21 protein-coding genes, 1 tRNA gene and 1 other RNA gene are annotated in these 25,559 nt (G+C 59.0%); 12 read left to right on the top strand and 11 right to left on the bottom strand.

Features of this window, described 5'->3' with window-relative positions; all coding sequences use genetic code 11:
• Positions 1-38: 38 nt before the first annotated feature.
• A complete protein-coding gene (locus tag J3U87_RS11040) occupies positions 39-998 on the top strand; it encodes a response regulator (RefSeq protein ID WP_237383092.1) in 960 nt (319 codons plus the stop codon).
• A 42-nt stretch (positions 999-1,040) separates the two neighbouring features.
• Here the strand turns inward: J3U87_RS11040 and J3U87_RS11035 are convergent, their stop codons facing one another.
• A complete protein-coding gene (locus J3U87_RS11035; RefSeq protein WP_237383091.1) occupies positions 1,041-2,291 on the bottom strand; it encodes a transcription antitermination factor NusB in 1,251 nt (416 codons plus the stop codon).
• 113 nt (positions 2,292-2,404) lie between these two features.
• Positions 2,405-3,178: a sterol desaturase family protein gene (locus tag J3U87_RS11030; protein ID WP_237383090.1), complete on the bottom strand. Its 774-nt coding sequence runs from the start codon at positions 3,176-3,178 to the stop codon at positions 2,405-2,407.
• Positions 3,179-3,407: 229 nt separating this feature from the next.
• Here J3U87_RS11030 and J3U87_RS11025 point away from each other — a divergent pair, with 229 nt between their 5' ends.
• From J3U87_RS11025 to J3U87_RS11005, 5 genes are all read left to right on the top strand, one after another.
• The gene (locus J3U87_RS11025; protein WP_237383089.1) at positions 3,408-4,400 is read left to right on the top strand and encodes an ABC transporter ATP-binding protein; all 993 of its coding nucleotides are present in this window, start codon (positions 3,408-3,410) and stop codon (positions 4,398-4,400) included.
• A complete protein-coding gene (locus J3U87_RS11020) occupies positions 4,382-5,065 on the top strand; it encodes an ABC transporter permease (RefSeq protein WP_237383088.1) in 684 nt (227 codons plus the stop codon). The genes J3U87_RS11025 and J3U87_RS11020 overlap by 19 nt, the downstream gene beginning before the upstream one ends.
• A 34-nt stretch (positions 5,066-5,099) precedes the next feature.
• Complete coding sequence (locus tag J3U87_RS11015) at positions 5,100-6,698, top strand: GldG family protein (protein WP_237383087.1); 1,599 nt, start codon at positions 5,100-5,102, stop codon at positions 6,696-6,698.
• Complete coding sequence (locus tag J3U87_RS11010; RefSeq protein ID WP_237383086.1) at positions 6,695-7,642, top strand: DUF4340 domain-containing protein; 948 nt, start codon at positions 6,695-6,697, stop codon at positions 7,640-7,642. The genes J3U87_RS11015 and J3U87_RS11010 overlap by 4 nt, the downstream gene beginning before the upstream one ends.
• A 143-nt stretch (positions 7,643-7,785) precedes the next feature.
• Positions 7,786-7,968 carry a DUF1272 domain-containing protein gene (locus tag J3U87_RS11005; protein ID WP_237383085.1) on the top strand — a complete coding sequence of 61 codons (183 nt, stop codon included), beginning with the start codon at positions 7,786-7,788 and terminating at the stop codon, positions 7,966-7,968.
• Positions 7,969-8,079: 111 nt separating this feature from the next.
• Here J3U87_RS11005 and J3U87_RS11000 read toward each other — a convergent pair whose 3' ends face one another.
• From J3U87_RS11000 to J3U87_RS10965, 8 genes are all read right to left on the bottom strand, one after another.
• The gene (locus J3U87_RS11000; RefSeq protein WP_237383084.1) at positions 8,080-9,363 is read right to left on the bottom strand and encodes an SMP-30/gluconolactonase/LRE family protein; all 1,284 of its coding nucleotides are present in this window, start codon (positions 9,361-9,363) and stop codon (positions 8,080-8,082) included.
• Between the two features lie 72 nt (positions 9,364-9,435).
• Positions 9,436-10,476 carry a 3'-5' exonuclease gene (locus J3U87_RS10995; RefSeq protein ID WP_237383083.1) on the bottom strand — a complete coding sequence of 347 codons (1,041 nt, stop codon included), beginning with the start codon at positions 10,474-10,476 and terminating at the stop codon, positions 9,436-9,438.
• Positions 10,477-10,743: 267 nt separating this feature from the next.
• Positions 10,744-11,343 (bottom strand): recombination mediator RecR, encoded by a 600-nt coding sequence (gene recR / locus J3U87_RS10990; RefSeq protein ID WP_237383082.1) that lies wholly within the window; start codon positions 11,341-11,343, stop codon positions 10,744-10,746.
• A 43-nt stretch (positions 11,344-11,386) separates the two neighbouring features.
• Positions 11,387-11,707 carry a YbaB/EbfC family nucleoid-associated protein gene (locus J3U87_RS10985; protein WP_237383081.1) on the bottom strand — a complete coding sequence of 107 codons (321 nt, stop codon included), beginning with the start codon at positions 11,705-11,707 and terminating at the stop codon, positions 11,387-11,389.
• Positions 11,708-11,865: 158 nt separating this feature from the next.
• The gene (locus J3U87_RS10980; protein WP_237383080.1) at positions 11,866-12,315 is read right to left on the bottom strand and encodes a hypothetical protein; all 450 of its coding nucleotides are present in this window, start codon (positions 12,313-12,315) and stop codon (positions 11,866-11,868) included.
• A gap of 65 nt (positions 12,316-12,380) precedes the next feature.
• A complete protein-coding gene (gene dnaX / locus J3U87_RS10975; protein ID WP_272932481.1) occupies positions 12,381-13,535 on the bottom strand; it encodes a DNA polymerase III subunit gamma/tau in 1,155 nt (384 codons plus the stop codon).
• Between the two features lie 29 nt (positions 13,536-13,564).
• An RNA gene (gene ffs, locus J3U87_RS10970) (signal recognition particle sRNA small type) lies at positions 13,565-13,660 on the bottom strand.
• 48 nt (positions 13,661-13,708) lie between these two features.
• A tRNA-Ser gene (locus J3U87_RS10965) sits at positions 13,709-13,798 on the bottom strand.
• Positions 13,799-14,130: 332 nt separating this feature from the next.
• Between J3U87_RS10965 and J3U87_RS10960 the strand changes: the two genes are divergently transcribed.
• Both J3U87_RS10960 and J3U87_RS10955 read left to right on the top strand, forming a co-directional pair.
• Positions 14,131-14,919, top strand: coding sequence for a YIP1 family protein (locus tag J3U87_RS10960; RefSeq protein ID WP_237383078.1), 789 nt, complete (start codon positions 14,131-14,133; stop codon positions 14,917-14,919).
• Positions 14,920-14,937: 18 nt separating this feature from the next.
• Positions 14,938-15,345, top strand: coding sequence for a DUF2752 domain-containing protein (locus tag J3U87_RS10955; protein WP_237383077.1), 408 nt, complete (start codon positions 14,938-14,940; stop codon positions 15,343-15,345).
• A gap of 806 nt (positions 15,346-16,151) precedes the next feature.
• Here the strand turns inward: J3U87_RS10955 and J3U87_RS10950 are convergent.
• On the bottom strand, positions 16,152-17,570 hold the full coding sequence (locus J3U87_RS10950; protein ID WP_237377403.1) for an IS1182 family transposase: 1,419 nt from the start codon (positions 17,568-17,570) through the stop codon (positions 16,152-16,154).
• Between the two features lie 816 nt (positions 17,571-18,386).
• On the opposite strand from J3U87_RS10950, the gene J3U87_RS10945 reads away from it, so the two are divergent.
• From J3U87_RS10945 to J3U87_RS10930, 4 genes are all read left to right on the top strand, one after another.
• Entirely contained in the window at positions 18,387-20,528 is a 2,142-nt protein-coding gene (locus J3U87_RS10945; protein ID WP_237383076.1) for a VIT domain-containing protein, read from the top strand.
• 10 nt (positions 20,529-20,538) lie between these two features.
• Complete coding sequence (locus J3U87_RS10940) at positions 20,539-21,186, top strand: class D sortase (protein WP_237383075.1); 648 nt, start codon at positions 20,539-20,541, stop codon at positions 21,184-21,186.
• Between the two features lie 670 nt (positions 21,187-21,856).
• Positions 21,857-24,385 carry an esterase-like activity of phytase family protein gene (locus J3U87_RS10935; protein WP_237383074.1) on the top strand — a complete coding sequence of 843 codons (2,529 nt, stop codon included), beginning with the start codon at positions 21,857-21,859 and terminating at the stop codon, positions 24,383-24,385.
• 139 nt (positions 24,386-24,524) lie between these two features.
• Positions 24,525-24,917, top strand: coding sequence for a hypothetical protein (locus tag J3U87_RS10930; RefSeq protein WP_237383073.1), 393 nt, complete (start codon positions 24,525-24,527; stop codon positions 24,915-24,917).
• Positions 24,918-25,559: the final 642 nt, after the last annotated feature.

Genomic DNA, 25,559 nt, shown 5'->3' with positions numbered 1-25,559 from the left:
ATCGGACTCCCCACCGCCACCATTCAGGAGGAACACCGATGAGCCCTAAATCCGCCATCCTGCTACTCGAAGACGACGCGTTCACCCGTCGCATGATGCAACTTCACCTCGAGGGCGCGGGTTATTCGGTCACTGCGGTAGAGAACGGAGTCGAGGGACAGGGGGCGCTGGAAGGACAGTCCTTCGACCTCGTGCTGACCGATGTAATGATGCCCGAAATGGACGGCCTGACCTTTTTGGCGAAGGTCCGCGAGGTCCACAACAAAGAGAGCCTGCCCGTCTTGATGTTGACCGCCATGAACGAGGGCGGCGATCGAACCCCGGAGTTTCTCGAAAAGGGGGCCAACGATCTGGTCTCCAAGAGCAAAGACCCGACCATGCTGCTGTACAAGGTGCGGCTGCACTTGGAGCTGAACCGTTTGCGCGAATTTGCCGCGCGCGGTGGGGGCGGGGCCGAGCCGGAGTTTCGGGGCCCCAACGACGGCTTGTGGAGCTGGGATCTCCAAAACGGCCAGGTCAATTTCTCCACGCGCTGGAAGAAAATCATCGGACACGAAACCGACGAGATCGAGAACAATCTGGACGAATGGTTTTCGCGCATTCATCCGGCCGATTTCGAAATGGTTTCCAGCCGGCTGCGCGGCCATCAGGCACGGGAGTCATCCCATTTCGAAGCGGATTACCGCATGAAACACAAGGACGGCAGTTACCACTGGGTTCACGACTTCGGCGTGGCCATCTTCGGGACCAGCGGGCGCGCCATGCGCATGATCGGCGCCATGAGTTGGATTCTTCCCCGCAAGGAGTGGGAGCGCGAACACAAGATCATCGCCCACGAGTTGCTGGTCTTGCGGAACATGGCTCAAGAGCTGAAAGCCTACGGTGAGACGAACGACGACCTCGGCAAGACCGTGGAAAACCTCGGCGATCACCTGGACCTGTTGACCGGAAAAATCAAGACACTGCTCGGCGGTGATTTCGGCACGGATCGCGCCTGACGGTCGATGACGATCCTCCGGGTTCCGACGAATCCGGGGAGATCACTTCGGTTTGGACAGGAGCATGCCGCAGAAGCCGTCGAAAACGTTGCTCGGCGAAATGCGGAACAAACGCTCGAAATGGGTGAGCGGAACGCCGGAGGGCATGTGCGCGAGTGCTTGCACGTCGACCACCGCTCCTTCGGGTGGTGGCGGGACCTCGCTCATATCCAGCGAGCATACGGTGTACAACAGGTAGCCCCCTGGCGCGACCAGCTCCCAGCCGCGTTTCAGCAACGCCGCCTGTGTTTTTTTCAGGCTTTCGTCGACCGGCTGACTTTTGTGGTGCTTGATTTCCGGGTGGCGACCCAAAATGCCGATGCCGCTGCAGGGCGCATCCAACATGACCAGGTCACAGAGGGGCTTGTCCCATGCCAATTGGGTCGCGTCGGCGCACAGCGTCTCGAAATCCAGGCCCAGGCGGTTGCGGTTCTCCTCGATCAGGGCGACGCGTTCCGGGGCCATGTCGCTCGCGACCAGGGTATCGCAGCCGCTGAAGCTGGCCACGTAACAGGATTTACCTCCCGGTGCGGCGCACAGATCCAGTACGGTTTTCGGCTTCAGGCGGCAGGCCAGTTCCGAAACGGCCTGCGAGGATTCGTTTTGGATGTAGATGCGGCCTTCACTCAGCCATTCGGGCGGTAACGCGCTCTGGCGGCGAAAACCGTGCGGAACCACGTCCGAGCGCCGCTCTTCCTCGGAGACGGGGGCGTCGTTGCGCCAGTAGGCCAATTCCGCGCGGTCGCGCCAGGTACGGGTCCAATCGGCCACGGCATCTGCACCGTGTTGACCCGCCAGCAGGTCCTTCAGCCAGGTGGGCAGCAGCCAGTCGGCGCCATCCTTGTCGCGCCATAACGCGTCTCCGGCGCGCTGCGCGTTGCGCAGAACGGCGTTGACCAGGCCCTTCAGGCGGGGATATCCCAGGTGAACGGCCAGCTTGTTGGCTTCGTCGAACACCGCGTAGTCCTTGGTGCGCATGAACCCGATCTGGTACAGCGAGGACAGCAGCAGCCACCGAATTTCCGGTGGGAACTTGGGCTTGGGACAGAAGCGGGCCAGGACCTTCTCCAGACCGGGCAGGTAGCGATAGGTGCCGTAGACCATCTCGTGTGCGAACGCCAGATCGCGGCTGCTGAGTGCGTGATCGAAGCGGTGCATCGCTTCCGGGACGAGACGCCGCCCTCGCGATGATTCCACCAGGCACCGAACGGCCAGGGTCCGTGCATCTCGAATCTGTTTGGGTCCACGCGCCATGCAACCTCCCGACCCGGGCTTCGTGCGCGGGTGGAATCATCCGATGGCGCGGCCGGTGGGTTTTCCGTGCGGTATCGTCACGGCGACCGGCTTCGCGTCATCCGCCTAAGAGCTTAGCGCACCCGCTCGCGAAGACAAGCCCAAATCGACCGCGCGTAGCGCACGAAGGGACCGCACACCAGCGTCACCGGATTGTGACCGTGAAATCCGGTCGTGACGCCGAATTGCACCGGTCGTGATTCCGGCACGTAGGTGCCGAACAGCCGATCCCAGATCATCAACACGCCGCCGTAGTTCTTGTCGAGGTATTCCGGGTTGCGGCCATGGTGGACGCGGTGTGCCGAGGGGGTATTGACCCAGCCTTCCAAAGGGCCCAGATCGCCGATCAGGCGGGTATGCAGGAAGAATTGGAAGACCAGGTTGAGCAACAGGGCGAGGGCGATCCAGCGAGGTGGTGCGCCGACCAGCACGGCCGGCAGAAGAAAAAAGATGCCCACGAGGCCGGAAAACCAGTTGAGGCGCAGACTGGTGCTCAAGTTGTACCAGGGGCTGGAGTGGTGGACTTCGTGGAAGCACCAGAAGAAGCGGACCTCGTGCATGATGCGGTGTTGCCAGTAATAAAGGAAATCGACGACGAGAAAAACGAGGAGCACCGCGCCGGGCCTGGCGGGCAGGGTGAAGGGGGCCAGGGGGGAAAACAGGTCGAGAACCCAGGTCTGCCACACGATGATGCCGATTTTCGCCAATTGAAGGCCGGCGAAGATCGCGAAATTGGCGAGGGTCTCTCGCAGGTTGTACAGGTTCAGGGCTCGTTTGCGACTCCACCAGGCTTCGCAGCCGATCAGAATCGTGAATACCACGGTTGCCATGCCGATTGCCGGACTCATGGGGACCTCCCTTCGATGCTCGCGGCGTGTGCACGCCTTGAAGAAAGTTTCCGGTTCGATTGTGACCGAAATGTGATCCGCGATTCGTGCGATTGTGGCGAATCGCACCGCGGGCGGGTCGTCCAAGGGCCTTCTTTGCTGTACAATAAGTGCTTTTCGGAGTCGGGCCGGCGGCCTCTGCGCGCGACCGCCACCCGTTGAATTCATTAGTTGCGGATGCGTTGTCCTCATGATTGAGCTGAGCCATGTTTCCAAACGATTCCTCAATGGATCGCGCCTGACCGAGAATGGACGGGAGAGCTACGCGGTCAAGGATGTGTCCTTTCGGCTGGAAAAGGGCGAGATCGCCGCGTTCTTGGGACCCAACGGTGCCGGAAAAACCACCACCAAACGGTTGATCACCGGGTACCTGGCACCGGACCAAGGCGAGATTCGCGTCATGGGCATGTGCCCCCGGCGCGATGGCCGTGCGGTTCGCCGCCGTCTCGGCTATCTGCCCGAACACAACCCGCTTTACGACGACCTGACCGTTTTCGAGACCCTGCGTTTCGCGGCGCGGGTGCAGGGGCTTTCGGGCCCAGGGTTGAAATCAGCCATTCGCCGGATGGTCGATCTCTGTGACCTGGGACCCCACCTGAAGCGATCGGTGGCCGTGCTTTCCAAAGGGTTTCGCCAGCGCGTCGGCCTGGCGGTGGCCATGATCCACGACCCCGACCTGTTGATCCTCGATGAGCCGACGACGGGGCTCGATCCCAATCAAATCCACTACATTCAGCAGGTGATCAAAAACCTGGGTGGGCATCGAACGGTCTTGCTCAGCACCCACATTCTTCATCAGGTTCCCGACATGTGTTCACGGGTTCTGGTCCTGTGTGAAGGTAGCCTGGTGTTCGACGATCGACCCCAAGCCTTGCTCGCCCGAGGTTGCACCGTCGCCCGAATCGGCGTAGCCCAAGAGCCCGATGCGGTACTGGGCCGGCTGGAGTCCCTGGGCCATCGCGCCACCTGCCTGACGCAAGATCCCGAACGATCGGGCGCCAATCCCTTCGTGCCGTTCACCGTGGAGGGCAACTGGACCGAGGAGACCTTGGCCGATCTGGCCGAGAGCTTGCGCGAGCACGGGTGGCGGGTAGGGGAGTGTGTCTTGACGCCGCCTACGATTGAAAGCATTTTTGCCGGTTTGACCGCGGGAGATGGAACAGCATGCGCCTCGTCTGGTTGATTGCTCGAAAGGAAATGAGCCACCTGCTCAACAGTGCGGTTTTTTGTCTGCTGGGTCTGGTTTTTGTCTTGATGCCGGCCATCCTGTTGTTCTGGAACCCGGGACCTACCAACCTCTTCCTCTCCGGGCACACCAGCCTGCAGGCCTTTTTCCAACAATTGCCGATTTTGTTGATGGTCTTCGTTCCGGCACTGTCGATGCGGGCCTATGCCGAAGAAAATCGCTCGGGCAATCTCGAACGCCTGCTCAGTTTTCCGCTGTCTGCGGGGCATCTCGTGTTGGGTAAATTCTTCGGTTGTTTCGCGATTTTGGTGGGCTGCCTTGCAGCGACCGCGCCGTTTCCGTTTCTCGTCAGTCAAATGGGCGATCTGGATTGGGGACCGGTGCTCGGCGGTTACCTGGGGGCCCTGTTGTTGGCCGGGAGCTGCCTGGCCGTCGCCTTGTTCTGCGGCGCCTTCACCAAGCGTCAGCCGACCGCCTTCATCACCAGCGTGATCGCCCTGGCCGTCGTCATGTTGTGGCGGATTCCCGCCCTGAACCTGCACGACCGGTTTCAATCGGTCGCCCGCGGCTTGATCGATATCCGCGATCTCTTTTTCTACCTGGCCGTCATGCTCTTTTTTCTTTTTTTGAACCAGGGTGTGGTCGCCCACAAGCGCCATTGATGCGCGAATCCTTTCTTCCGAATTCGAGGCGTTCATGTTGCCATCTCGATCTTTGATTTCCACGTTTGCCCAGGCCCTGGCGCTCGCCGCGGTGCTGATCGCCGTCGGTTGGGGACTGCAACGGGTCTCGTGGCGCTGGGACTTGACGGAAGATCGCCTGTATACCCTGAACCAAACCAGCCTGGATCTGGTCGATCAGCTCGAGTCTCCCCTGGAGATCCGTTTGCTGTTGAGCGGGTCGCTGCCGCCCAGGCTGCGCGCCGTGGCCGAGCATATTCGCGCCATGGTGGACCAGTACGCGGCCCATGGCGGCGATCGGGTGCGCGTGATCGAAGTCGATCCCGACGGCGACGACGCGCTTGTGGCCGAACTGAAGCGACAGGGAATCGCCAAGACCAACGTGAATCTCACCGACAACGATCGCGTGGAGATGCGCGAGATCTGGTTCGGGATGACCCTGACCTATGAGGGCCGCACCGAGAAATTTCCCAGTATGGGTGCGATCGAGAACCTGGAGTACGACATTTCCGGGGCCATTCTCCGACTACTGCAGCCGGAGCACCTGACGGTGGCCCTGGTGGGACCGGCGTTTTCCTATGGGCAGGGCACGCACCTATTCACGCCCGAGGGCAACATGAAACGCGCTTGCGCCGAATTGGCGATGCTGTACGACGTGCGTTTCGTGCCGATCGTGTCCGGTCAACCCCTGGAGCTGGAGGGCGTCTCAGCCGTATTTGCCTGGGGGCTTCACTATTTCGAAGAGACGCACCTGTATCAACTCGATCAGTACATGATGCAGGGGTTCCCGGTGACACTGCTCGTCTCCGGTGTCGATGTGGACCCGGTCTTCGCCAGCGCCAGTCCGCGCGGCGAGGTCCTTGCCGACCGTTACCTGGCCCATTGGGGCCTGCGCGTGGGCCGCGATTTGGTTTCCGATTACCGGTGTACCAAGGTGAAATACACGGCGACCCGTCCTCCGGTCCTGAAGGATTACTACCTCTTTCCCGAGCTTCTGGCGGAACTGGGCGGCCTGGGCCGGGAATTCGCGGCCCATCGGGACCTTTCTTCGCTCGTCGTACCCTGGCCCTGTTCCCTGACACTCACCGGCGAGGTGGACCTGGCGAGCAGGGTGATCGGCCAGACCTCCGATCAGGCCTGGCTGCAAAAGGAACCCTTCGTTCTCGATCCCGCCAACCTGCCCGGCCCCACCGAATTCAGCACCTTCCCGATCGGTTACGAGATCAGTGGCCGGCCCCGGTCCTTTTTTGCCGGCCCACCCGAGGGCTATTCGAGCGAGACCGCTCACCTTTCCGAAGGCCCCTTCAACCGCGTGTTGGTATGGTCCAGCGAGCACATGTTGACACAGGTGCGTCAGGGGTCGACCCTGGTGTGGTTGTCCCAAACCGCCAATTACATGACCAAGAATCATTTGCTTGCCGGAATCGATCGGCGCGAACAGGCGTTTCGTCCGATCCGCACGATGGATGCCGATCGGCGCGCGTCCCTGCGCTGGCAGAGCGTGCTGTACGCGCCGGCCATCGTCCTTGGTTTCGTGCTTTTGCGCGGGATGATGCGTCGCTCCCGATCGGTTGATGCCTATCGGGCCGCAAACGACGAGGCGGATGCGCGATGATCCGGCGTTGGCGCGCGGTGTCGTGGGTGTTCGGTCCGCTGATCGCCATGCTCATGGGCTGTGCGGGGCCCGACGAACCGACCCCCGAAAACCGAACGGCACCTCCCGCGCCGAAGCCGGCCGAGGCAAGTTCCCCGACTGCGGACGCGGCCCGACCATTGTTCCCCGGGTTTTCCACCGATGACGTGGTTCGCATGACGTTGGAGACCGGAGACGACCGAATCGACCTGCGGCGCGTGGGTACCCAATGGACTCTGCCGGAATGGGGTGGTTACCCGGCCGAACAGGTGTTTGCGAAGGCGTTGGCCGAGGGTCCCGGACGAACTTTCGGAAGCGTTCCGGTAGGTCGTTATCCCGCCGATGCGGCCTTCTTCGGGTTTGGAGCCCGGAACGCGAAGGTCTCTTATTTCAAGGCTTCCGGAGAATTGCTCGCAGAGATTCAAGTGGGCGGAAAGGGTGAGGATTACCGCGAGGCGTTCGTTCGATTGGACGACAGTCCCGATATTTGGCGGGTCGAGGTGGATTGGATTCCCTTGACCTCGCGTCCGGCTTGGGCCAGTCGGACCCTGTGGCGCATGAAGCCCAGACTGATCACCCGATTGCGTTGGGAAGGTACCGGCCAACCGTTTCATGCCGAGAAGTCGGCCGATGGCTCCTGGCAATTGAGGAACCCCGAGAATGGAACGCTATCGGAGGCCTTTTATGAAAAGGTGCTGCCGTCTCTCGCATTTTTCCGGTCGGGTGATGTGATCTACGACCCCGACCATCGTCGCATGGATTGGGATGGCAAGCTGACGATGTGGGCGGCGGGCGCCGAGTTTGTCCTTTTGTTGGCGTCCACGGAGGAGGGGGTTTGGGGCAAGCGCCCCGGCGAACCCGTGCTTTTTAAATTCAATTCGGTCATCCTGGAGATGCCGCGCGCATCGGTGACCCTGAACCCTTGATCTCCGGTCCCTGACGCGGCGGAAGGATCGTGATGCAAATGGCTCCATTCGGTTATGTGGAAATGGATCTTGTTTTGGGGCCAATGCTCGGGTGGAATGAAAGAGAACCCGTTTGTCGCGTTGAAAGACGAGGAGGATCGATCATGCTCTCCATGAAACCCCATTGTGAGAAGTGCAAAGTGGACTTGGGAAAAGCGGATGACGCATTCATTTGCAGCTACGAATGCACGTTTTGCCCGCCCTGCACCGAAAAGATGGACCACGTTTGTCCCAACTGTAGCGGCGAGTTGGTGGCCCGTCCCAAGCGCGGCACCGCCGGCGGATGAACTAGTCGAGGTGGGGCATGCAAGGCGTTCCCGTACGCCTCGAGAGTCGGGGACTATCGGGACAGGCCCTCCGAAAGGCGAACCGGTCGGCCTACGGGCATTTCCTGAAGATCAAGGGTCCTTCAGCGGGATCCGCATGATTTGAATTTCGGCAAGATCCTCGAGCGGTAAGGGCTTGTGGTCTTTTCCGTACTTGCCCCATTGGCTGGTCGCCACGAAATAGTAGTCCGTGCCGACCATCGTGCCCAGGGTCGGTTCGTCGAACTCGGGGTTGTTGGCTTCCAATACCGTTTGGCGGGCCAGGCTCGTTCCGTCCGTACCCAAGGTCCACGCGACCACTCGGTGAGGCCGGATGCCGTTTTGAATGCCGATCAAACGATTGCCGTGACGCACCAGTCCATCGCATCCGACCGACAGGTAGGATTGGGGGTGTGCCAGCGGTTGCACGCTTCGGCGCGCCAGATCCACCGCGAACAACCCGTGGCTGTAGTCGGCCACGTACAATCGAGTCCCGTCGGCGGAGAGTGCGAGTCCCTGAATCGAACGAAAATGGGCCGAACGGACCAATGACTCGAGCTTGGATGCCCCGGGTTTCAGGACGTACAAGGTGTTGCCGGCTCCGTCGCCGCAGTAGACCGTGCCGTCCTCGGCAAGCGTCAGATCGCCAAGGTTGTAGGACCTACCGCGCCTGGACAGGATCGCCTTGCGCTCCAACGTGGCATCCTTCAACGAAAAGGCGAACAAACCGGACTTGCCCTTGTCGCGCTTGGCCAGATTGGCGGTCTGATCCACCGCGCTGCTGGCCACCCACAGAAGGTCTCGCGATCTATCGATCGCCAAGCCCATGGCGCTCCAGAGACCGTCCCGGCCCGGCGTGATCCAGTCGGTGGCCGACCCGTCAGGTCGGCATTTGACGACCTTCCGGTGAAAGACGCTGCTGATGTAGAAATGGCCGTCGCGGTCGTCGTAGGCGATGCCTTCCGGATACAGGTCTTTTTGCGGTAGGGTGATCGCCGTGGTGGCGTGGTGAATGGGGTGACCGTTGCGTTCGAACGCGGCCCGAACGGCGATGAAATCCTCGCGGTCGATGAGGGATGCGAAGCTCGGCTCTTTCGTCGGGTCCATGTGGAACCCCGTTGCCGCGATCGAGCGCAAAATGCTCACGGCTTTGGCCGGCAGGTCGTTGACGGCGTAGGCCACGGCCAGATTGTAACGACTGCCGAAATGGTTCGGGTTGAGCAAATGGGCCTTGAGCGTGTGTTTCAGGAAATCGGCGCGTTGGCCTGCACGGCAGGCCTTGATGCCTGCCTCATAGTGTTGGCGATATGCGCCTGGGGCCGATGGGGGAAGATCCGAGATCGTCGATAGCGACAATATTGCGATGACGAGGAACATGGCGTTCTCCAGCGTCGTCCCGCCGGCCCTGTCATGGGCAAGCGACCCGTGGCGACAGGCCGCTTGCGGAGATCATAGACCCAATCTCTTCTTCAGGAAGTTGTGGCGACGGTCGACTTTGACATTTTCATCTTTTTCCGCCAGGTAGGCTTTGGCCAAGGCTTCCGCTTCCGGACGTTTCTCCTGGACCGCCCATGCTGCGGCTAGAAACATCAACGACGCATCCTTGGAACTCTCTGCCAATTGAATACATTCTTCGAACCGATTCGACCTTTTCTGTTCCATGGCGTGCAGCAGGTCCAGGTATTTGGGTTCCAACCGCAAGGGGTGCTCTTCCTTGAGCAGGGCCAGGTAGGCTTCCTTGTTGGTCTTGAACAAATGCACGGTGTTCTTCGTGGCCGAATCCGCGTCGATGTTGCACAACCATTCCAGGTAGGAGGGCTCCTTGCGCGACACTTCCGAGAGTGCCCAGCCGCGATACTTGCCGCGGGTCAGGGTGGGCTCGCTCTGGTTGGCCGTCCAGGCCAGCCAGCCGCTGGCGCCGACCGGCAGGCGTTCGGGCTCGGCCAGCATGGTCAGCGTTTCCAGGTTCGTGGGAAGGTCCGCGTGCTTTTTGAACATGCCCAGCAAGCCCTTGCGGGTACAGGCACAATCGTAGACCGCGTCGTGTGCCTCTTCGCTGTCCATGGGCTCTCCGGTGTAGTGCTCGAAGAACCAGGCCAGGGTGCGCGGGTTCATTTTCTGGTTGAGTTCGAACAGGTCGAGAATCGGCAACGGCGGGAACTTTTTCCCGGTGGCCGCGATCTCGCGGCGCAGGACCGGCACATCGAACTTGCGGATGTTGAATCCCGAAAGAACGCTGTCCTCCATGAACGTCAGGACATCGTCGACGATATCGGCGAATTTGGGGGCATCGACGACATCGGCATCGGTAATGCGATGGATCTCGGTGGATTCCGCCGGGATCGGCATTTCTGGATTGACCAGGGTCTGATAGATGCGCTCGCCGCGAATCATGGCGATTTGTACGATTTTGCAATCTGCTTCGAGGCCGGTGGTTTCTAGGTCGAAAACGACGAGTTTGTCGAGGTCGATGGGCGCTTCAGTAGCCATGTGATTCCTGTTCCATTCTGTTGAGAGTAGGGGACTTTTGCAGAAAAAGGGGACTGGCGGGACCCGTTGGGGACCACGGCCCCCGAGCTCGGGCGCCATTGGGATGACCAAGGCCGAGGATGTCGAGATCTGCTGGGTTGCGTTCTCCGAGCTCGAAAGTGCAAGCATACCAAGAAAACCCGCTGTCGCGCCAACCACCAGCACGCTTTTTGGGCAGTTGTGGTTTGGGGCACGCCGGAATGCGGCCCGCGAACCATGCCGATCGCATCAATGGAGCCGCCGGCGATTCTCGAACGCCTTGGCCATGGTGATCTCGTCGCAGTAATCCAGGCTGCCGCCGATGGGCACACCGACCCCGATGCGCGATACCGATACCTCGCGATCGGCCAGAATGTCCGAGAGGTACATGGCGGTCGCCTCGCCTTCCACCGTGGGGTTGGTCGCCAAGATGATTTCGGTCACCTGGTCGTCTTCCAGCCGGGCCAGCAATTCCTGGATGCGCAGGTCGTCCGGGCCGATGCCGTTCACCGGAGACAACACGCCCTGGAGTACGTGGTAGTAACCCTTGAAGCCGCCCGAACGCTCGATGTTGGCAAGGTTGGCGGCATCTTCCACGACACAGATCAGCCGGTGATCGCGCTCGTCTTGGCGACAGATCTCGCACATCTCCGCGGCGCTGATGTTGTAACAGGTGCGGCACCATTGGAGGCTGTCTTTCAATTCGCGCAGCGCGTCTCCCAGTTGGTGGGCATAGGCCGTTTCGCGGGAAAGGACGTAGTAGGCCAGACGCTGCGCGGTCTTGCTTCCGATTCCCGGCATTTCGCCGAGCAGGCGAACCACCTGCTCGAGTGCGGTTGCTTTGATCATAGAGGTGCGGGCGCTCCTTTGTCTTTGGACCTTTCGCCGGCGTTCACTGACGGAACAGGTTGGCGATTTGACTCATGTCGATACCGCCGAGCATGCCCGAAAGCGAGTCCTTGACCTGGTTGTCGACTTCGGCGTAGGCGCTGTTCAGCGCGGCCAGGATCATGTCGGCCAGGTATTCGGGGTCTTCCATGGCGGTCGGGTTGATGGTGATCTTGGTGACTTCCTTGTTGCCGTTGACCACGACCTGGACCGCGCTTCCGCCGGCCGAACCCTGAATCGCCATCTTGGCGAGGCGTTCTTTCATCTGTTGTTGGGCTTGTTGGGCCTGACCCATGAGTTGCTGGATTTGATTCATATCGAACATGGTGGTGTCTCCTTGGTGATTTCTCGCGATGGCCATGGCGATCGGATCGATCCGACATCGTCCGATTTCGCCTGAACCTTACCGGGTCCATACCGGGTCCATACCGGTACCTTGATTATATCGGGTGCCGCCTGCACTCGGGGGCGGCCTGCCGCGAATCAGTCCCCGTCTTCGAGGATCTTGCAGTTGATGATGGTTCCGTTGAATTGCTCCATGAGGTACTTGACGATGGGATTGGCCTGAACGTCTTCGAGGGCTCTTTTCTCGCGGTCCTTGGCGGCGCGAATGTTGGGATCGCGACCGATGCTGAAGTTTAGGTCCACGTTGCCGCGAAAGAACTTTTTGGCGGCGTCTTCGATGACCTTGCCGTTTTGGCCGCTGCGCACCATGGGGATGAGGTTGGCCCGGGAGGCATCGAAGAAGAAGGTCAGGCTCTGGCCGTCCTGCTTGAGGAAAAAGGCGTTGCCCAGCAGCGCGGCCAGGGCGATGTGGTTTTCGCGCCGGATGAAGTCCAGGAAACCCTTGAGCGCGGTATCGTCGATCGGCCCGACGGCGGTCGGCTTGACTTCCTTGGGAGGCGGTGCCGGCGTGGGAGGGGGCTTGACCACGGATGGCTTGGCGGCCGTTTTCGTCGTGGATTCGCGAGGTCTGCCTTTGGCGGGGGCCGGTTCACTCAGTTTTTTTTTTCGGCGCCGGCGAATTCTTTGAGATTCGCGAGCAGCTTCTCCAGGGGAACCAGGCGGCGTTGTTCCAAAAGCTTCAAAAACACCAGCTCGAAGGCGTAGCGCGGTGTGGCCGCCTGGCGGAACACCGGTTCGTGCTGGAGCATGATGTCCAGCATGCGGACCAGGTCGGGAACGGTCAGGTCTTCCAAGACCTGATTGTGGGCTTCGCCGTGACCGTAGCGGCGCTCCAGGATTTCGCTGGTGTCGTTCACACTCTTCAAGACGATCGAATCGCGGATGAACCCGGTGAAGGTGTCGTAGACCTGTTTCAGGTCGTGACCGTAGTGCACCAGTTCGTTGATTCGCCCGAACACTTGCTCGGCCGATTCCTTGACCACGCCGGACAGCAGATCGATCAGGATGGTATCTTCGACGACGCCGAGAATCGAGCGCACGTCGAGGCCCGTGATCTTCTCGCCGGAGGCCGCGATGACCTGGTCGAAGATCGAGAGCGAGTCGCGCATCGAGCCGCCGGACGCTTGGGCGACCAGGGTCAGCGATTCATCGTCGATATCCAGTTCTTGTTTGTCCGCGATCAGACGCAGGCGCTTTTCGATCTTGAACAGGGGGATCTGGCGAAAATCGAACTGTTGGCACCGGGAGAGAATGGTGGCCGGGATCTTGTGGAGCTCGGTGGTGGCCATGATGAAGACCACGTTGGGCGGCGGCTCTTCCAACGTTTTCAGGAGCGCGTTGAAGGCGCTGGTGGAGAGCATGTGGACTTCGTCGATGATGTAGATCTTGTAGCGATCGCGGGCGGCGTTGTAGCGAACCAATTCGCGTAGCTCGCGAATGTTGTCGACGCTGTTGTTGGAGGCGGCGTCGATCTCCACCACATCGAGCGAGTTACCCTCTTTGATCTCGTTGCACGAAGCGCACTTGAGGCAAGGGGTGACGGTCGGGCCTTCGGCGCAGTTCAGTGCTTTGGCGAAAATACGGGCGGTGGAAGTCTTTCCGGAACCGCGAAGACCGGCAAAAAGGTAGGCGTGGTGAAGCCGGTCGGAAGTGATCGCATTCTTGAGCGTTTGAGCGACAACTTCCTGCCCAACCAAGTCATCAAAAGTTTGAGGACGCCAGGCTAAAGCTGTGACTTGTGACGCCATGAAAGAAATCCCGAAATAAAAATAAGGTTGAACAGTCAGACACCGGTGCCCGAAAGGACTCGCTTAGTGCTGCTCCCGTCAAGGCCTGACACGGTTCACAAGCTTCCGCCACCGATGCCTGATTCTTCAACCTTATCAAAGGTCCCTAAATTGTCGCCAGCCGTGTTGGATGCTGGCGGAGAGGGAGGGATTCGAACCCTCGGTGACGTTACCGCCACACACGCTTTCCAGGCGTGCTCCTTCAACCACTCGGACACCTCTCCGTGTCAAACCCGGCAAAGATAGCACAAGGTCCTGGGGGGTGCAAATAAAAAAATGAAACTCCCTTGAGAAGAAAAAGTTAAGACGAAAAACCTGTTTTTTAAGCGCTAGGTGACTGCGGTCATTACTTGATATGATCGGGCGGGGCATGGGGGCTGGTCCCTGTTTCGGGCCTTTGCGGGCCCTCGCCGAACCGGGCCTCGTTCGAGTGCGTTTTCCGCCATTCCCTATGAAGTCCCTCGAGCCCTGGGCCGATTCACGAGTTTTTCGTGAACCTTGCGTCCCCGTTCCCTTCGCCCTCGATCGCGCTCATTCTTCCACGTGAGGTGTACACATGGAACCCTATCAGCCGCCTGAATCGCAGATGTACGAGCCGCCACCCAACCGACGTCAGCAGTCGGGCTATCCGGAACCGCCAATCGAGGATCCCTTCTATTCGGGGAACGTGGTTTCCGGGTTGATGGTGACCATCAAATCGGTCTTGTTCTCGCCCGCCGATTTTTTCCGGGGCCTGCGCGACGATCGTTCCTTCGCGCCGTCTTTCATCTTCGCGTTCGTGGTGCTGGTCGGTGTGGGGTTGATCGGCCATATCGTGAATACCCTGACCGGCAATACCGTGTGGGAGCAGTGGGGCCAGATTTTCGAGCAGATGGGCTCCGACAACCCCTTCAGTGAAATAATGAGCACCCAGGACGACCTGGGCCCGATCATGACGATCGTGATGATATTGATGATTCCGATTCAAACCGTGCTCGGTATCGCCTTCAACCTGCTCCTGTACTTCGTGTTCGCCAAGTTGACGGGGGCCTTTTCGAGATCGTTCGGCGTGTTTGCGCGGGTGTTGTTCTACTCCTATACCCCGTACCTGTTCATGTTGATTCCGGTACAGGCCCTGATGATCCTGAATCCGCTGTTTTCCTTTCTGGTCATCCTCTATTACCTTCCGTTGGGCCTCTACAGTTTCGTGCTCTTGGCCATGGGGATCTACTACACCAACGAAGCGGAATCCAGTCCGCTTCGGGCCGCGCTGGCCGTTCTCCTGCCGTGGGTACTCATTTGCCTGTGTGTGATGGCGTTTACGATCATGATGGTCGCGAGCATCGGCGCCCTCGGCGCGGGTTGATTCGATCCGAGGTGCTTCGTGTTGCGCTTGCGCGTGCAACCCCGTGGGCGTTTCGATTGGCCCTACGGATACCTGGCCGTCTTTCTGGTCTTGCTCGCCTGGTGGGCCGTGCCGTTGATGTTGGCGGGGTACCCCCTCGGCTGCCCGTTTCGAACGATCACGGACCTGCCTTGCCCGTCCTGCGGCACGACGCGGTTGTTTCACGCCCTGCGGGACGCCCGCATGGGGGATGCCTTGGCGCTCAACCCGTTGGCCTTTCTCGGTGTGGTCCTGGCCGGTGTCTGGAGCGCGACCGATATCGTCGCCTATCACCATAAGCGCCTGGTGGTGTTGACGTGGGACGAGCCCGGGCGCAGGGTGTTGCTGGTCGCTGTCCTGACGCTCATCCTCCTGAACTGGTTCTATTTAATATGGGCCGGCGTGTGAGCTGCGCAGGAGCATTCCGAGCGGAATCTTGCTCACCGTTTTTCTAACCTCCGAGTCGTTGTTCAGGCCGGGGGCCTGGGTTTCAGACCAGAAACCAATCACTCGGGAGTTCCCGCACTCACGAGAAAGGTGTCGACGCGGTAGGTTGGTCACGGGCGGTATGCCCGCTGGGCCGACATTTCGAAGTGACTCGCTCGAGGAGTGCCCGCATGTCGATAAGGGGCGTCGTGCCAGGTAGGTACATCCGCCGGATGTACCATTCGAAGCCACCTACGCTCGCGGTTCCCGCAATTTAATGAGGGGCGTCGTCTTCGAAGCGATCCGCCCAAGCAGTGCCCGCATGTCGATAAGGGGCGTCGTCGCTGTAAGTTGGTCACGGGCGGTATGCCCGCTGGGCCGACATTTTTTGACGAAATCATCGAGCAGTGGCCATTTTAGGTTTTTAGCTTTACCTTCGAGCTTTACAGAGTTTGTTACATAAGAGCCACGAACAAATGGGGCGGACGCCCAGCTTGATTTCGAGAAAGAAATAACGCGAAGCGAGCCGATCCGAGGAGCTCACATGCTCGTAAGTGACGCAAAATCTGTAGGTTGAGCAGCTTGAGGCTGTGTGAAAACCCTGAATTCCCTCGTTTCGGCCTGCACCGGTTCTTTTTCTTCACCGGCCGTTCCGGCCGTTCCGCAACTTAATCCTTATCTTGTTGGCTTTGGGGTGATGGTTTCTGTCTCCTTTTTCTGGTGAGGTAGCACCTGATCTTTTAATTAGCTTGGTTAAAACAACTTACAACTCAGTCGCGGTATTATTCTTACAGAGCTTCCATCAGTCTTTCTTGTCCCATGATGTTGAAGAACCTCTTCATGTTGTAGGCCAGGGCCGCCAAGTTCATTTCTGTCCTCACGTTCTCCATTCCTTTCGTTAAGAAACTCCCATACTGGAAGCTCGCCTTTAGCACCCCAAACGGATGTTCCACCAGCCCTTTTCGGGCCTTTTGCAGGAAGCCCTTTTTCTTGCTCTCCCGCTCTAACTCCTCGATTTGATCTTCATATGCGCTTCTCTCGATCTGTCGACCGCTTTTTGCGGTGGTGCATTGATCTCTGAGCGGGCATCCTTTGCAAGCCTTCGTTTTATAGATGGTTTTCGCTTGTTCTGAGCTCTTCTTTTTCAAGGGCTCCAACACCTCTCCGTTCGGGCACGTGTAGGTGTTCGCGTCCCTGTCGTAAACGAATGCCTCTTTCGTGAATCGACCCGATGTCTGCTGCCGGGTTCTACAGGGAGGCACCCTCGGTGTAATCCCTTCATCCAAACACTTCGCCATTTCCTGATGGCTGTAATATCCTTTGTCCGCTACAACCTCGCACTTTTCGATCCCCAGATTTTCCTTTGATTTTAGGCTGATCCCACTCAACTGGTCTTTATCGTTTCGCGCTTGGTTGACATCCACCGCCGCCACCAGCTTGTGCTTGTGATCCACTCCGATTTGCACGTTGTAACCCACTGTCTTCCCATGCCTTCCCCTCATTGCACGGGCGTCCTCATCTGTAAGAGATACCTGACTATCTTGGCTCTCCTTCAACCGAGTTTCGGCCTCCTTCAATTCCTCCTTTTGCTCCGTCAACTTGCGGATTTTTTCTCTCAGCTCTTTCTTGGTCGCCTTTTGAACCTTTGCCTCTTTCTCGTCCTGCTTGGTCAGCTTTTCCAGGTAGTCTTCGATGCGTTCTTCGATCTGGCTTATCACCTTCGCCAAACGCGAGGCATTGAAGTTCCGTGCCTGGCTGTTGACTGCTTTGAACTTGCTGCCGTCAATACCGAGCAATTCACAGCCGAACAATTGGTTCTTTTTGCAGAGTAGGGTGAACTGGCGAAATACCCCAGCGATCCCCTTTTTGTTGTTCTTGCGAAAATCGGCAATCGTTTTGAAGTCGGGTTTCAGACCACGCATCAGCCACATCAGCTCTACGTTCCGATGGGTTTCCTTTTCGAGGCCTCGACTGGAACGTATCTTGTTGAGATATCCGTAGATATAGAGCTTGATCAGGTCCTTGGGATCGTAGCCAGGGCGCCCGGTTTTTTTAGGTTCGGAACGTACGAATTTAAGTTCTTCCATGTCGAGCGAGTCGACAAAAGCATCAATAAACCGAACCGGATTCTCCTCAGCAACAAAGTCGTCCATGAGGGGAGGAAACATCTGGGTTTGATCACGAGGAGTGCCTGAAATGTATCTCATAAAACACGGATACCTCACTTGTTTTAAAAGACTTATAGCACAAAATTGCGCAAAAATAAACGTAAAATACTGATAAATATACATGTTATGAGTTTTCACACAGCCTCAGCTTGCTCAACCAATCGAAGCGGCTTGGCAGAAATATTTTGCGCCATCGAGAGATCGAAGGCCCGACTTATCTGCTTCGCTCTTTTACGAGTCGATTTTTCGAAGCCTTGATCGCTTCGAAGTGTCGGCCGGGCCGGCCAACCTACTGCCGCGCCGACTCTTAAAGCATGCGGGAACTCCTCGCGTGGATCACTTTGGCGAGGGCTTACCGCCCGCTGAACCTACCGGGCACGACGAATCTCTCGACTTTAGGGCACTCCAGACGGATTCGTTTCAAGAGAGGTCGCGGAGAGTCCAGAGAAAGCGAGCGCTTCACATGCAGGGCAGGGGTTTGATTCTGGAACGTGGAAGTGAGAATAACCAAAATAACTCGCTCGAGATATGGTTTCCTGAAAAACCTGAAATAGGCAGACCGTGCCTGATCGTCCACTGTTCTTTGATAGGTCCGACGATCGCCTGAGTTCCGCTTGCTCCTCTCTCGGTGATCTCCCTGGACTCGGTGGTAGAAAAAAATCCTCCGACTTCCGAACCCTGCCGGGCCGTGTAAACGACTCAGCCGCCACACACTTCACGAAGCCCGCGGAGCCGTTCACATCGATTTCATGTGCAATTCTTTCCGGATTCAATCCGCGTTCACCGCTCCCGCTTACTTTATTCAACACTGGCCGGGTCGATCGGCCGCCGAAGTCACGTGAAGGGGAGGTAGCGATGAATGGTTCCATGGCACAGTCCAAATGTTGGGTGTCCTGTTTTCGAGTCCTGGTTCTTTTGCCTTTTGTGTGTTTCATCCTGTCGAGCGGCGCGGCGCTCGCCACCGGCGCAACCGGGTATGACGACACCGGTTCGGCCGGCGTATTGAACGGTGTCGATTCAAATGGAAGACGGCTGGTGCTTCCCCTGAAAGAGACCAGTGTTCACCTGGAAATAACCGGCGACGTGGTTCAGGCGCGCGTCACCCAAACCTTTTACAACGATACGGACGTGTTTCTCGAAGCCGTCTACGCGTTCCCCCTGCCCGCCAAGGCCACCGTGACCAACATGCAGCTTCGTTTGGACGATCGCATCGTCCGCAGCGTAGTCCGTGAAAAACAACAAGCCAGGAAGACCTATGAGGAGGCGCGCAGCCAGGGGCGCCGAACGGCCCTGTTGGAACAGGACCGCACCAACCTCTTCACGACGTCCGTGGCCAACTTCGGTCCCGGCGACGAAGTGAGCATTACCTTTAATTATATAGAGCCCCTGGAATTGCAGACCGGCACGTACGAAGTGACGTTCCCCACCGTTTTCGGCCCGCGCTACTTCGACCGCTCGGGCGAGGTCGCGGCGGTGCCAATCGTCGAGGTCGAGGCGCCGTCCCTGGAAAGCGCGGGCTCCCTGACCAATCAGGAACCGGTTTTCGAGGCTCTCGTCTCACCCGCCGCGCCTCCGATCGTGGACGAGGCGCGCAACGAGCACTTCATCCAACTGACCGCGGCGATTCGGGGCATTCCGGCCATGGAAGTCATCTCCACCACCCACGACATTTTTGTCAGTCATGTGGGCGAACAGGCCTTCGACGTGGAACTCTCCTTGGGCGACGATCTTCCCAATCGCGATTTCACGCTCAAGATCCCCCTCGATGAGTTGGACGTGCCCGAAATCAGCTTCATTCAGTCGCAGCGGCCCGATGGCATTCACGGCATGTTGACCGTGTATCCGCCCACCGCGGACGGCGTGGACGTCCAAGCGGTACCGCGCGAGGTGGTGTTCCTGGTGGATACGAGCGGTTCGATGCAGGGCCTGTCCATGGATCAGGCCAAAGCGGGGCTCAAGGCCTGTATGGGCATGCTGAATCCCGAGGACCGCTTCAACATTGTCCGTTTCTCCGGCGACTATTCTCCTTTTCGTGCCGATTTCTCCGAGGCTTCCCTGGAGAATCTCCGGGACGCCTACAACTACGTGGATTATTTGACCGCGGATGGCGGAACCCATATGCAGCAGGCCTTGGGCTACGTGCTCGATATGCCCAAACAGGAAGGTTTCATGCGGGTGGTCGTGTTACTGACCGACGGCGACGTGGGTAACGAAAACACCCTCTTTCGCCTGGTGAACGAGAAATTGGACCAGGCACGCATCTTCTCGTTCGGCATCGGCACCGCACCCAACGAGTTCCTGCTCCGCAAACTGAGTCAAACGGGCTACGGCGTCGCGAACTTTCTGCGCAACGGTGAAGATATCGGCGAGGTGATGCACGATTTCTTCGAGACCGTCAATGCGCCGGTTCTGACCGATGTGGAAGTGACCTTCACCAAGCGCGACGGATCGCCCGTGGAAGCCGCCGAAATGTATCCCGAAGTGGTGCCGGACCTGTTCATGGGGCGTCCGATCCGATTGCTCTACCGCTCCGGTCGTCCCCTTGACGGGCAGTTGGAGGTAAGTGGCTGGTACAACGGGGAATGGGTCAGCTTCTCCTATGAAATCGACCGCTCCGTCACGACGCAATACGCCGGTATCGAGAAAGTCTTCGGCAAGGCCAAGGTCGATGCCTTGATGGGTGAGTACCTGCACGCGGATACCTTCGACAAGGAAGCCTTTCGAGGTCGCATCGTGGACGCGGCGCTGCGCTACCAATTGGTGACGGCCTTCACTTCGCGAGTCGCGGTGGAAGAGCGCATCACCAAGGCAGCGCATGAGGATGTAGAGAAGGTCGCGGTGCCGGCACTGGCCAAGGCCGGATCGGGTGCCGGGTTCGCGCCCACCGCGACTCAGGATTTCGCCTGGCTGGGACTGGGTCTGCTGCTGATCGGCCTCGCCTTGGCCGTGCACCTGGAAATCTCCTCGCGCCACCGCGATCAACGACCCCGAGTTTGAGGGGGATGTCATGAAGAAAATCGTCTTTCGCCCGAACCCCGCGCCACCCCTCGTGCCTCGCTCGATCCGGTACGCCGGCTCGCTTCTCTCCAGCCGACTCTTCGTACTCGGTTTGCTCCTGGCCGGCCTTTTGGTGATCGCCCGACCGTTGTACCACATGGGGATCCGCTCCTGGCAGCAATGGCGCGCCGGTGAGATCTGGAAGAGCGCCGACCGCAACCCGACCATGCTGGTTTCCGGCGACCCGGTGGGTTGGATTCGCTCGGCCAAGGCCGATCTGGACACCTTGGTCCTACTGGACGGCACCTTGGCCAACCTTCGCCGCTTTCCCTGCTGGTCGATAGCCGGCGCCCTGCCCACCCAACGCGGGCTCAAGATCATTCAGGGCCACCGCGACGCCCATTTCGCCGGATTGGGCAACCTCTCTCCCGGCGATCTCGTGGAAATGCAAAACCTCGATCATGAACAGGCCTACCGGGTGAGCCAGATCGAAATCGTCCCGGCGGAGGTCCTGGCCGATCACCTGATGGCGGCACCGGATCGCGAGGCTGTCGTCCTGGTGACCTGCTATCCCCTTCGGTATGCGGGACCCGCTCCGGATCGGCTCCTCGTCTGGTTGACCCCTCAATTGCCCGCCCCCGCCCTGGTTTCTCTCTGACCTCGTTCGCTCGTTTCATCTCTCCCTTCGCCGGGGGCTTGTTCCCTCCCTTTCGAGCCCCCGGCCTTTTTTTGAATCGATCGTTCGCATGTCGCTTCCAAACCCTTACCGCGAACCTCGAATCGCGACCCGCGTGAAGCCCCCTCCTTCGTACCGGGGTTCTCGGCTCCTCGGGAGCCCCGGCTCTTTTTCGCATCCGCCACCTTGGGCGAAAATGCGATGACCTACCGATTGGCAACGTGACTCCACCTCCCTCCTTGCCGGAAATACCCAACCAGGGTATTTCCGGCATTTTTTTATTTACCGTTGGGGATCGAGATCGCCATTTGGCAAACAGAGAGGCGAAGTTTTGTTCGGTTTCGAATTCGTGAGAGGGGCGGATGTATTTTCGTTGGCTGGGATTCAATAATGCGCGAGGTCTCGGTAGATTCTGTTAATCCTGTGTGAATCATGGGGTTAGCTCATTAAAAATTAACATGAGTATTCACAATTTAGCTCGGATCGTATGGTGATTTTTGCGAGTAGTAGTTTATTTTCGTACTCCGCCATTGCGGAGTGATTTCGTGCGGGAGCGGTGCGTTCCAGGGGCTTCCGGCGGCGTCGCCAACGGGACCCATTTAGGGTTGCGCCACTCCCGTACTTTTCGATCGACTCGAGGAGGATTCTTTCCATGAATGATCTGAGACCCAACAACCGGTCGCCCCATGCCCATCTGACACGTCTCGTCGCTGTCCTGGTTCTTTCCGCAGCGTTGCTTCCCGCATGTGCCCAAACCCTACTCCGCGGTCGTGCCGTTCTTCCGGCCGATTCGTTCGCCGCGGGACCCGATTCGGGAGCCCACCTCGGTGGCACCGAATTCAACGGCCGTAAAGCACCGTTCTCCATCGGCCAACCGGTTCAAGGCTTTTCGTCCGTCCTGAGCAATGGGGACGGCACCTATTCGGCCATGTCCGACAACGGGTTCGGCGTCATGGTGAATTCGCCCGACTACCTGTTGCGGGTTTATCGCATCCGCCCCAATTTCAAAACCGCGCGGGGCGGCGAGGGTGACATCGAAGTGCTGTCGTACTTCAATCTCGCGGATCCCGATGGTCACATTCCGTTTACCATCACCCACCATTTCACCGAAGCGCGTTTTCTGACGGGTGCCGATTTCGACATCGAATCGTTTCAACGCGCTGCCGACGGAACCTATTGGTTTGGCGACGAGTTCGGGCCGTTCCTGCTGCACACCGATGCACGGGGTCGCCTGTTGGAGGCACCGATCGCCCTTCCCGATCTGGACAATCCGGGCACCGATCTGCGTGCGCCGCTCAACCCCCATCGCGAAGAGGCTTCCGCCGTGCGCATCATGAACGCGGTTCGCCACCACGCCCGCATGCACGGCAACGAAAAGGAGCCCGTGTTCTCGCCCTGGCACGTGATGTTCGTGGATCACGACGAGCAGACCAATGTGGGCAACCGCAACCAGCCGCCTTCGGGATCCGGCCTGACCCAGGCCGATTCGGAAATTTTCGATGTGCAGTCGATTCAGAGCGCCGGGTATCCCGTCGTTTGTTGGACGGTCAATGACAAGCCCCGCATGCTCGAACTGATGGCGCTGGGCGTCGACGGCATCATTTCCGACCGACCCGACCTGTTGCTCGAAGCGGTGCGTGAATTCGATGCCGACGGGGACGGAACGGCCGGCGACTTCCTGGATGATCGCGGTTTGATCGACATCGCCAAATTCGACGCGCAAGGTCACCGCGGCGGTCGCAACCAGCGTCCCGAAAACACGATTCCGGCGATGGAAGTCGCCCTGGACAACTTGATGACCACCCTGGAATTGGATTGCGGCGTGACCGCGGACGGCATTCCCGTATTGGGTCACGACCCCTACCTCTCTTCGGCCAAGGCGCGCCGCATCGACGGGCAACCGTACGAATCCGCCGATGAGGTGATGCTCAAGGACATCACTTCCACCGAGCTCCAGCAGAATTACGTGGCCGACAAACTGTTTCGCGGTCCCGACCAGCTCAACGACGCCGAACTGGCGCCGGCCAGTGTCGGTTTCTTCGGTGACGAAAGCCGAATCTACATCGTGCCGACCCTTCAGCAGGTCTTCGATTTCGTCGATTACTACGTCTGCTACTACCGCTTCGGGCCCGGCGTGTCGCATCCCGAAGCCGAGTTGCGCTGGCGGAACGCCCGTCGCGTGCGGTTCAACATCGAAACCAAGACCAACCCGCGTACCGACCGCGATGGCAAGGGCAACGTCTTCGCGCTGCGTACCATCGAGGCGGTGCCCTTCGCACGCGCCGTGGCCGGTGTGGTCGTCGACAACAGCCTGACCGAGCGGGCCGACATCCAATCCTTCGATTTTCGCACCTTGTTGGAAGTTCAAGTATCCTTCCCTTCGATTCGCACCGTGTACCTGTTCGGAGATTTTCCCAAATACGACAATTCCGATCTCGCCGGTTCCGATGACGGCACCAACCTGCAGGATCAGAACGGCGCCAACACGCCCTGGCTGGCCGGGATGTACTGGCCCTACCGCGTCAACGACGCCACCGATCCGACGCGCGTGGCCTTCAGTGGCGGTTTCGAGGGCATGGCCTTGTCTCCGGACGGTTCGACCCTTTATCCGTTGCTGGAAAAGCCGTTGACCGATCAGGGCGGAAAACGGCTCCTGATTCACCGCTTCGACCTGGCGACCAAATCCTACGGCAACGAGCGCTACATCTACGAGTTGGATCCACGCGGTACGGCCATCGGTGAATTCATCATGTACGACCCGCAGTACGGGTTGGTGATCGAACGCGACGGCAGCCAAGGTGACCTGAATGGCCACAAGGTGATCTACCAGGTCCAATTCCCGGCGGAAGGTGCCGGCAACGCCCTGATCAAGAAGGAAGTGGTGGACCTGCTGAACGTCACCGACGTGGGTGGCATCACCGACAACGGCCCGGCTACCGACGTGGGATTGGGCGAAACCTTCGCCTTCCCCTTCGTCACGATCGAGAGCGTGGTGTTCTTCAGCCCCTGGATGCTGGGTGTGCTGAACGACAATAACTATCCGTTCAGTGTCGGTCGCCACACCGGTAGTGGGGAGCCCGACGACAACGAATTCGTCTTGATTCGTCTGGCCGAGCCCCTGGATGTTTCCCGTGGCGTGCAGACCAAAACGGAAGAACCGTTACCAGAATCGTTACGATAACCATTGCCAATTAGCCCAACTATCGGGAAACGCTTTGCATACGCTTGCCGTGAAGCGTTTCCCGGTTTTGTCCTTTCGTGGGTGACTCGGGTGATCGCGATGGCCGCCGATAAGGGGTACAGGGACCCGAGGAGGCCGTATGAAGACGAATCGTCCGAGACGAATGATCCTGTTGGCGAGCATGTCGCTGTTCGGCCTTCCCGCTCTTGCCCATGGCGGCATCTCGGCAGCGGCCGAGCTGGGTTACTTGATCGTGCAGTGGGTGCTTGGGTGGGGGATCCTGACCGCGATCATGCTGTTTTTCGCGTTTCTTCACAAGCGGCGAACGGGCCGCGCCGGCATCATCGGAGGCCTTTCCGTCGTTCCGGCCGTCGTGTTCATCCTGTCCGGACTTTTTTCGCTGGTGATCTTCCAAGGCCTGATCCACTGGCTCACCCTGCCGTCGTACCTGGGCGTTCCGGCCTGCATTCTGGCCCTGGTCAAACTCTATGAAGGCGACAAGGGCTCGCCCCCCGAGGGACGTTCGGAGTGATCATCGATCGTGCCCTGTATGCGTCGCGGACGATTCTTGGTTTGATTTACGCCAGGAACAGACGGGGCGGGCACCCAGTTTGATCTCGGGAAAAATACAACGCTAAGCGAGCATATCCGGAGAGCCCGTATGCGCGTAAGGGGCGTAGAGACTGTAGGTTGGCCGGCCCGGCCGACTTTTCGAAGCAATCCCTGATTCGTAAGATCGAGTGGTAAAAGAGCGAAGCGAATAAGTAGGGCCTACAGATCTCTCGATGATCGATTTCTATCCATGCTAGGTTGCTTCGATTGGTTGAGCAGGGCCGGTAAGGCAAGCTTCCAGACCGGCCCTGCTCAACCTACAGGCCTGACGCCCTTCTCACGATATGGGGACTGTGGACTTTGCAGCTTCGTTGGCGCGCGGCGAGGGAAGTAATCGGCTTCGCTCTTTGGCGTAACCGAATACCGTTGCATACGTCGCTTCGAAAAGTCGGCCGGGCCGGCCAACCTACTGCGACGACGTCTCTCTCGGCATGCGGGAACTCTGGAGGCAACGTACTTCGACATGGACGTGATACGGAGCGAGTGGCTTCGCTCATTGGTATTTCGATCACCCGTTGCCTGGATCGCTTCGAAAAGTCGGCCGGGCCGGCCAACCTACTGC

The sequence above is a fragment of the Sulfidibacter corallicola genome (genome assembly GCF_017498545.1).
Classification (GTDB): Bacteria; Acidobacteriota; Holophagae; order Acanthopleuribacterales; family Acanthopleuribacteraceae; genus Sulfidibacter; species Sulfidibacter corallicola.
Note: the sequence above shows the minus strand (reverse complement) of the source record. Positions and strands in the feature narration are given on the sequence as shown.

Coding starts and splice junctions, on each gene's coding strand:
- J3U87_RS11040 (WP_237383092.1), top strand. CDS start 39: ATGAGCCCTAAATCCGCCATCCTGCTACTCGAAGACGACGCGTTCACC.
- J3U87_RS11035 (WP_237383091.1), bottom strand. CDS start 2,291: ATGGCGCGTGGACCCAAACAGATTCGAGATGCACGGACCCTGGCCGTT.
- J3U87_RS11030 (WP_237383090.1), bottom strand. CDS start 3,178: ATGAGTCCGGCAATCGGCATGGCAACCGTGGTATTCACGATTCTGATC.
- J3U87_RS11025 (WP_237383089.1), top strand. CDS start 3,408: ATGATTGAGCTGAGCCATGTTTCCAAACGATTCCTCAATGGATCGCGC.
- J3U87_RS11020 (WP_237383088.1), top strand. CDS start 4,382: ATGCGCCTCGTCTGGTTGATTGCTCGAAAGGAAATGAGCCACCTGCTC.
- J3U87_RS11015 (WP_237383087.1), top strand. CDS start 5,100: ATGTTGCCATCTCGATCTTTGATTTCCACGTTTGCCCAGGCCCTGGCG.
- J3U87_RS11010 (WP_237383086.1), top strand. CDS start 6,695: ATGATCCGGCGTTGGCGCGCGGTGTCGTGGGTGTTCGGTCCGCTGATC.
- J3U87_RS11005 (WP_237383085.1), top strand. CDS start 7,786: ATGCTCTCCATGAAACCCCATTGTGAGAAGTGCAAAGTGGACTTGGGA.
- J3U87_RS11000 (WP_237383084.1), bottom strand. CDS start 9,363: ATGTTCCTCGTCATCGCAATATTGTCGCTATCGACGATCTCGGATCTT.
- J3U87_RS10995 (WP_237383083.1), bottom strand. CDS start 10,476: ATGGCTACTGAAGCGCCCATCGACCTCGACAAACTCGTCGTTTTCGAC.
- recR (WP_237383082.1), bottom strand. CDS start 11,343: ATGATCAAAGCAACCGCACTCGAGCAGGTGGTTCGCCTGCTCGGCGAA.
- J3U87_RS10985 (WP_237383081.1), bottom strand. CDS start 11,707: ATGTTCGATATGAATCAAATCCAGCAACTCATGGGTCAGGCCCAACAA.
- dnaX (WP_272932481.1), bottom strand. CDS start 13,535: ATGGCGTCACAAGTCACAGCTTTAGCCTGGCGTCCTCAAACTTTTGAT.
- J3U87_RS10960 (WP_237383078.1), top strand. CDS start 14,131: ATGGAACCCTATCAGCCGCCTGAATCGCAGATGTACGAGCCGCCACCC.
- J3U87_RS10950 (WP_237377403.1), bottom strand. CDS start 17,570: ATGAGATACATTTCAGGCACTCCTCGTGATCAAACCCAGATGTTTCCT.
- J3U87_RS10945 (WP_237383076.1), top strand. CDS start 18,387: ATGAATGGTTCCATGGCACAGTCCAAATGTTGGGTGTCCTGTTTTCGA.
- J3U87_RS10940 (WP_237383075.1), top strand. CDS start 20,539: ATGAAGAAAATCGTCTTTCGCCCGAACCCCGCGCCACCCCTCGTGCCT.
- J3U87_RS10935 (WP_237383074.1), top strand. CDS start 21,857: ATGAATGATCTGAGACCCAACAACCGGTCGCCCCATGCCCATCTGACA.
- J3U87_RS10930 (WP_237383073.1), top strand. CDS start 24,525: ATGAAGACGAATCGTCCGAGACGAATGATCCTGTTGGCGAGCATGTCG.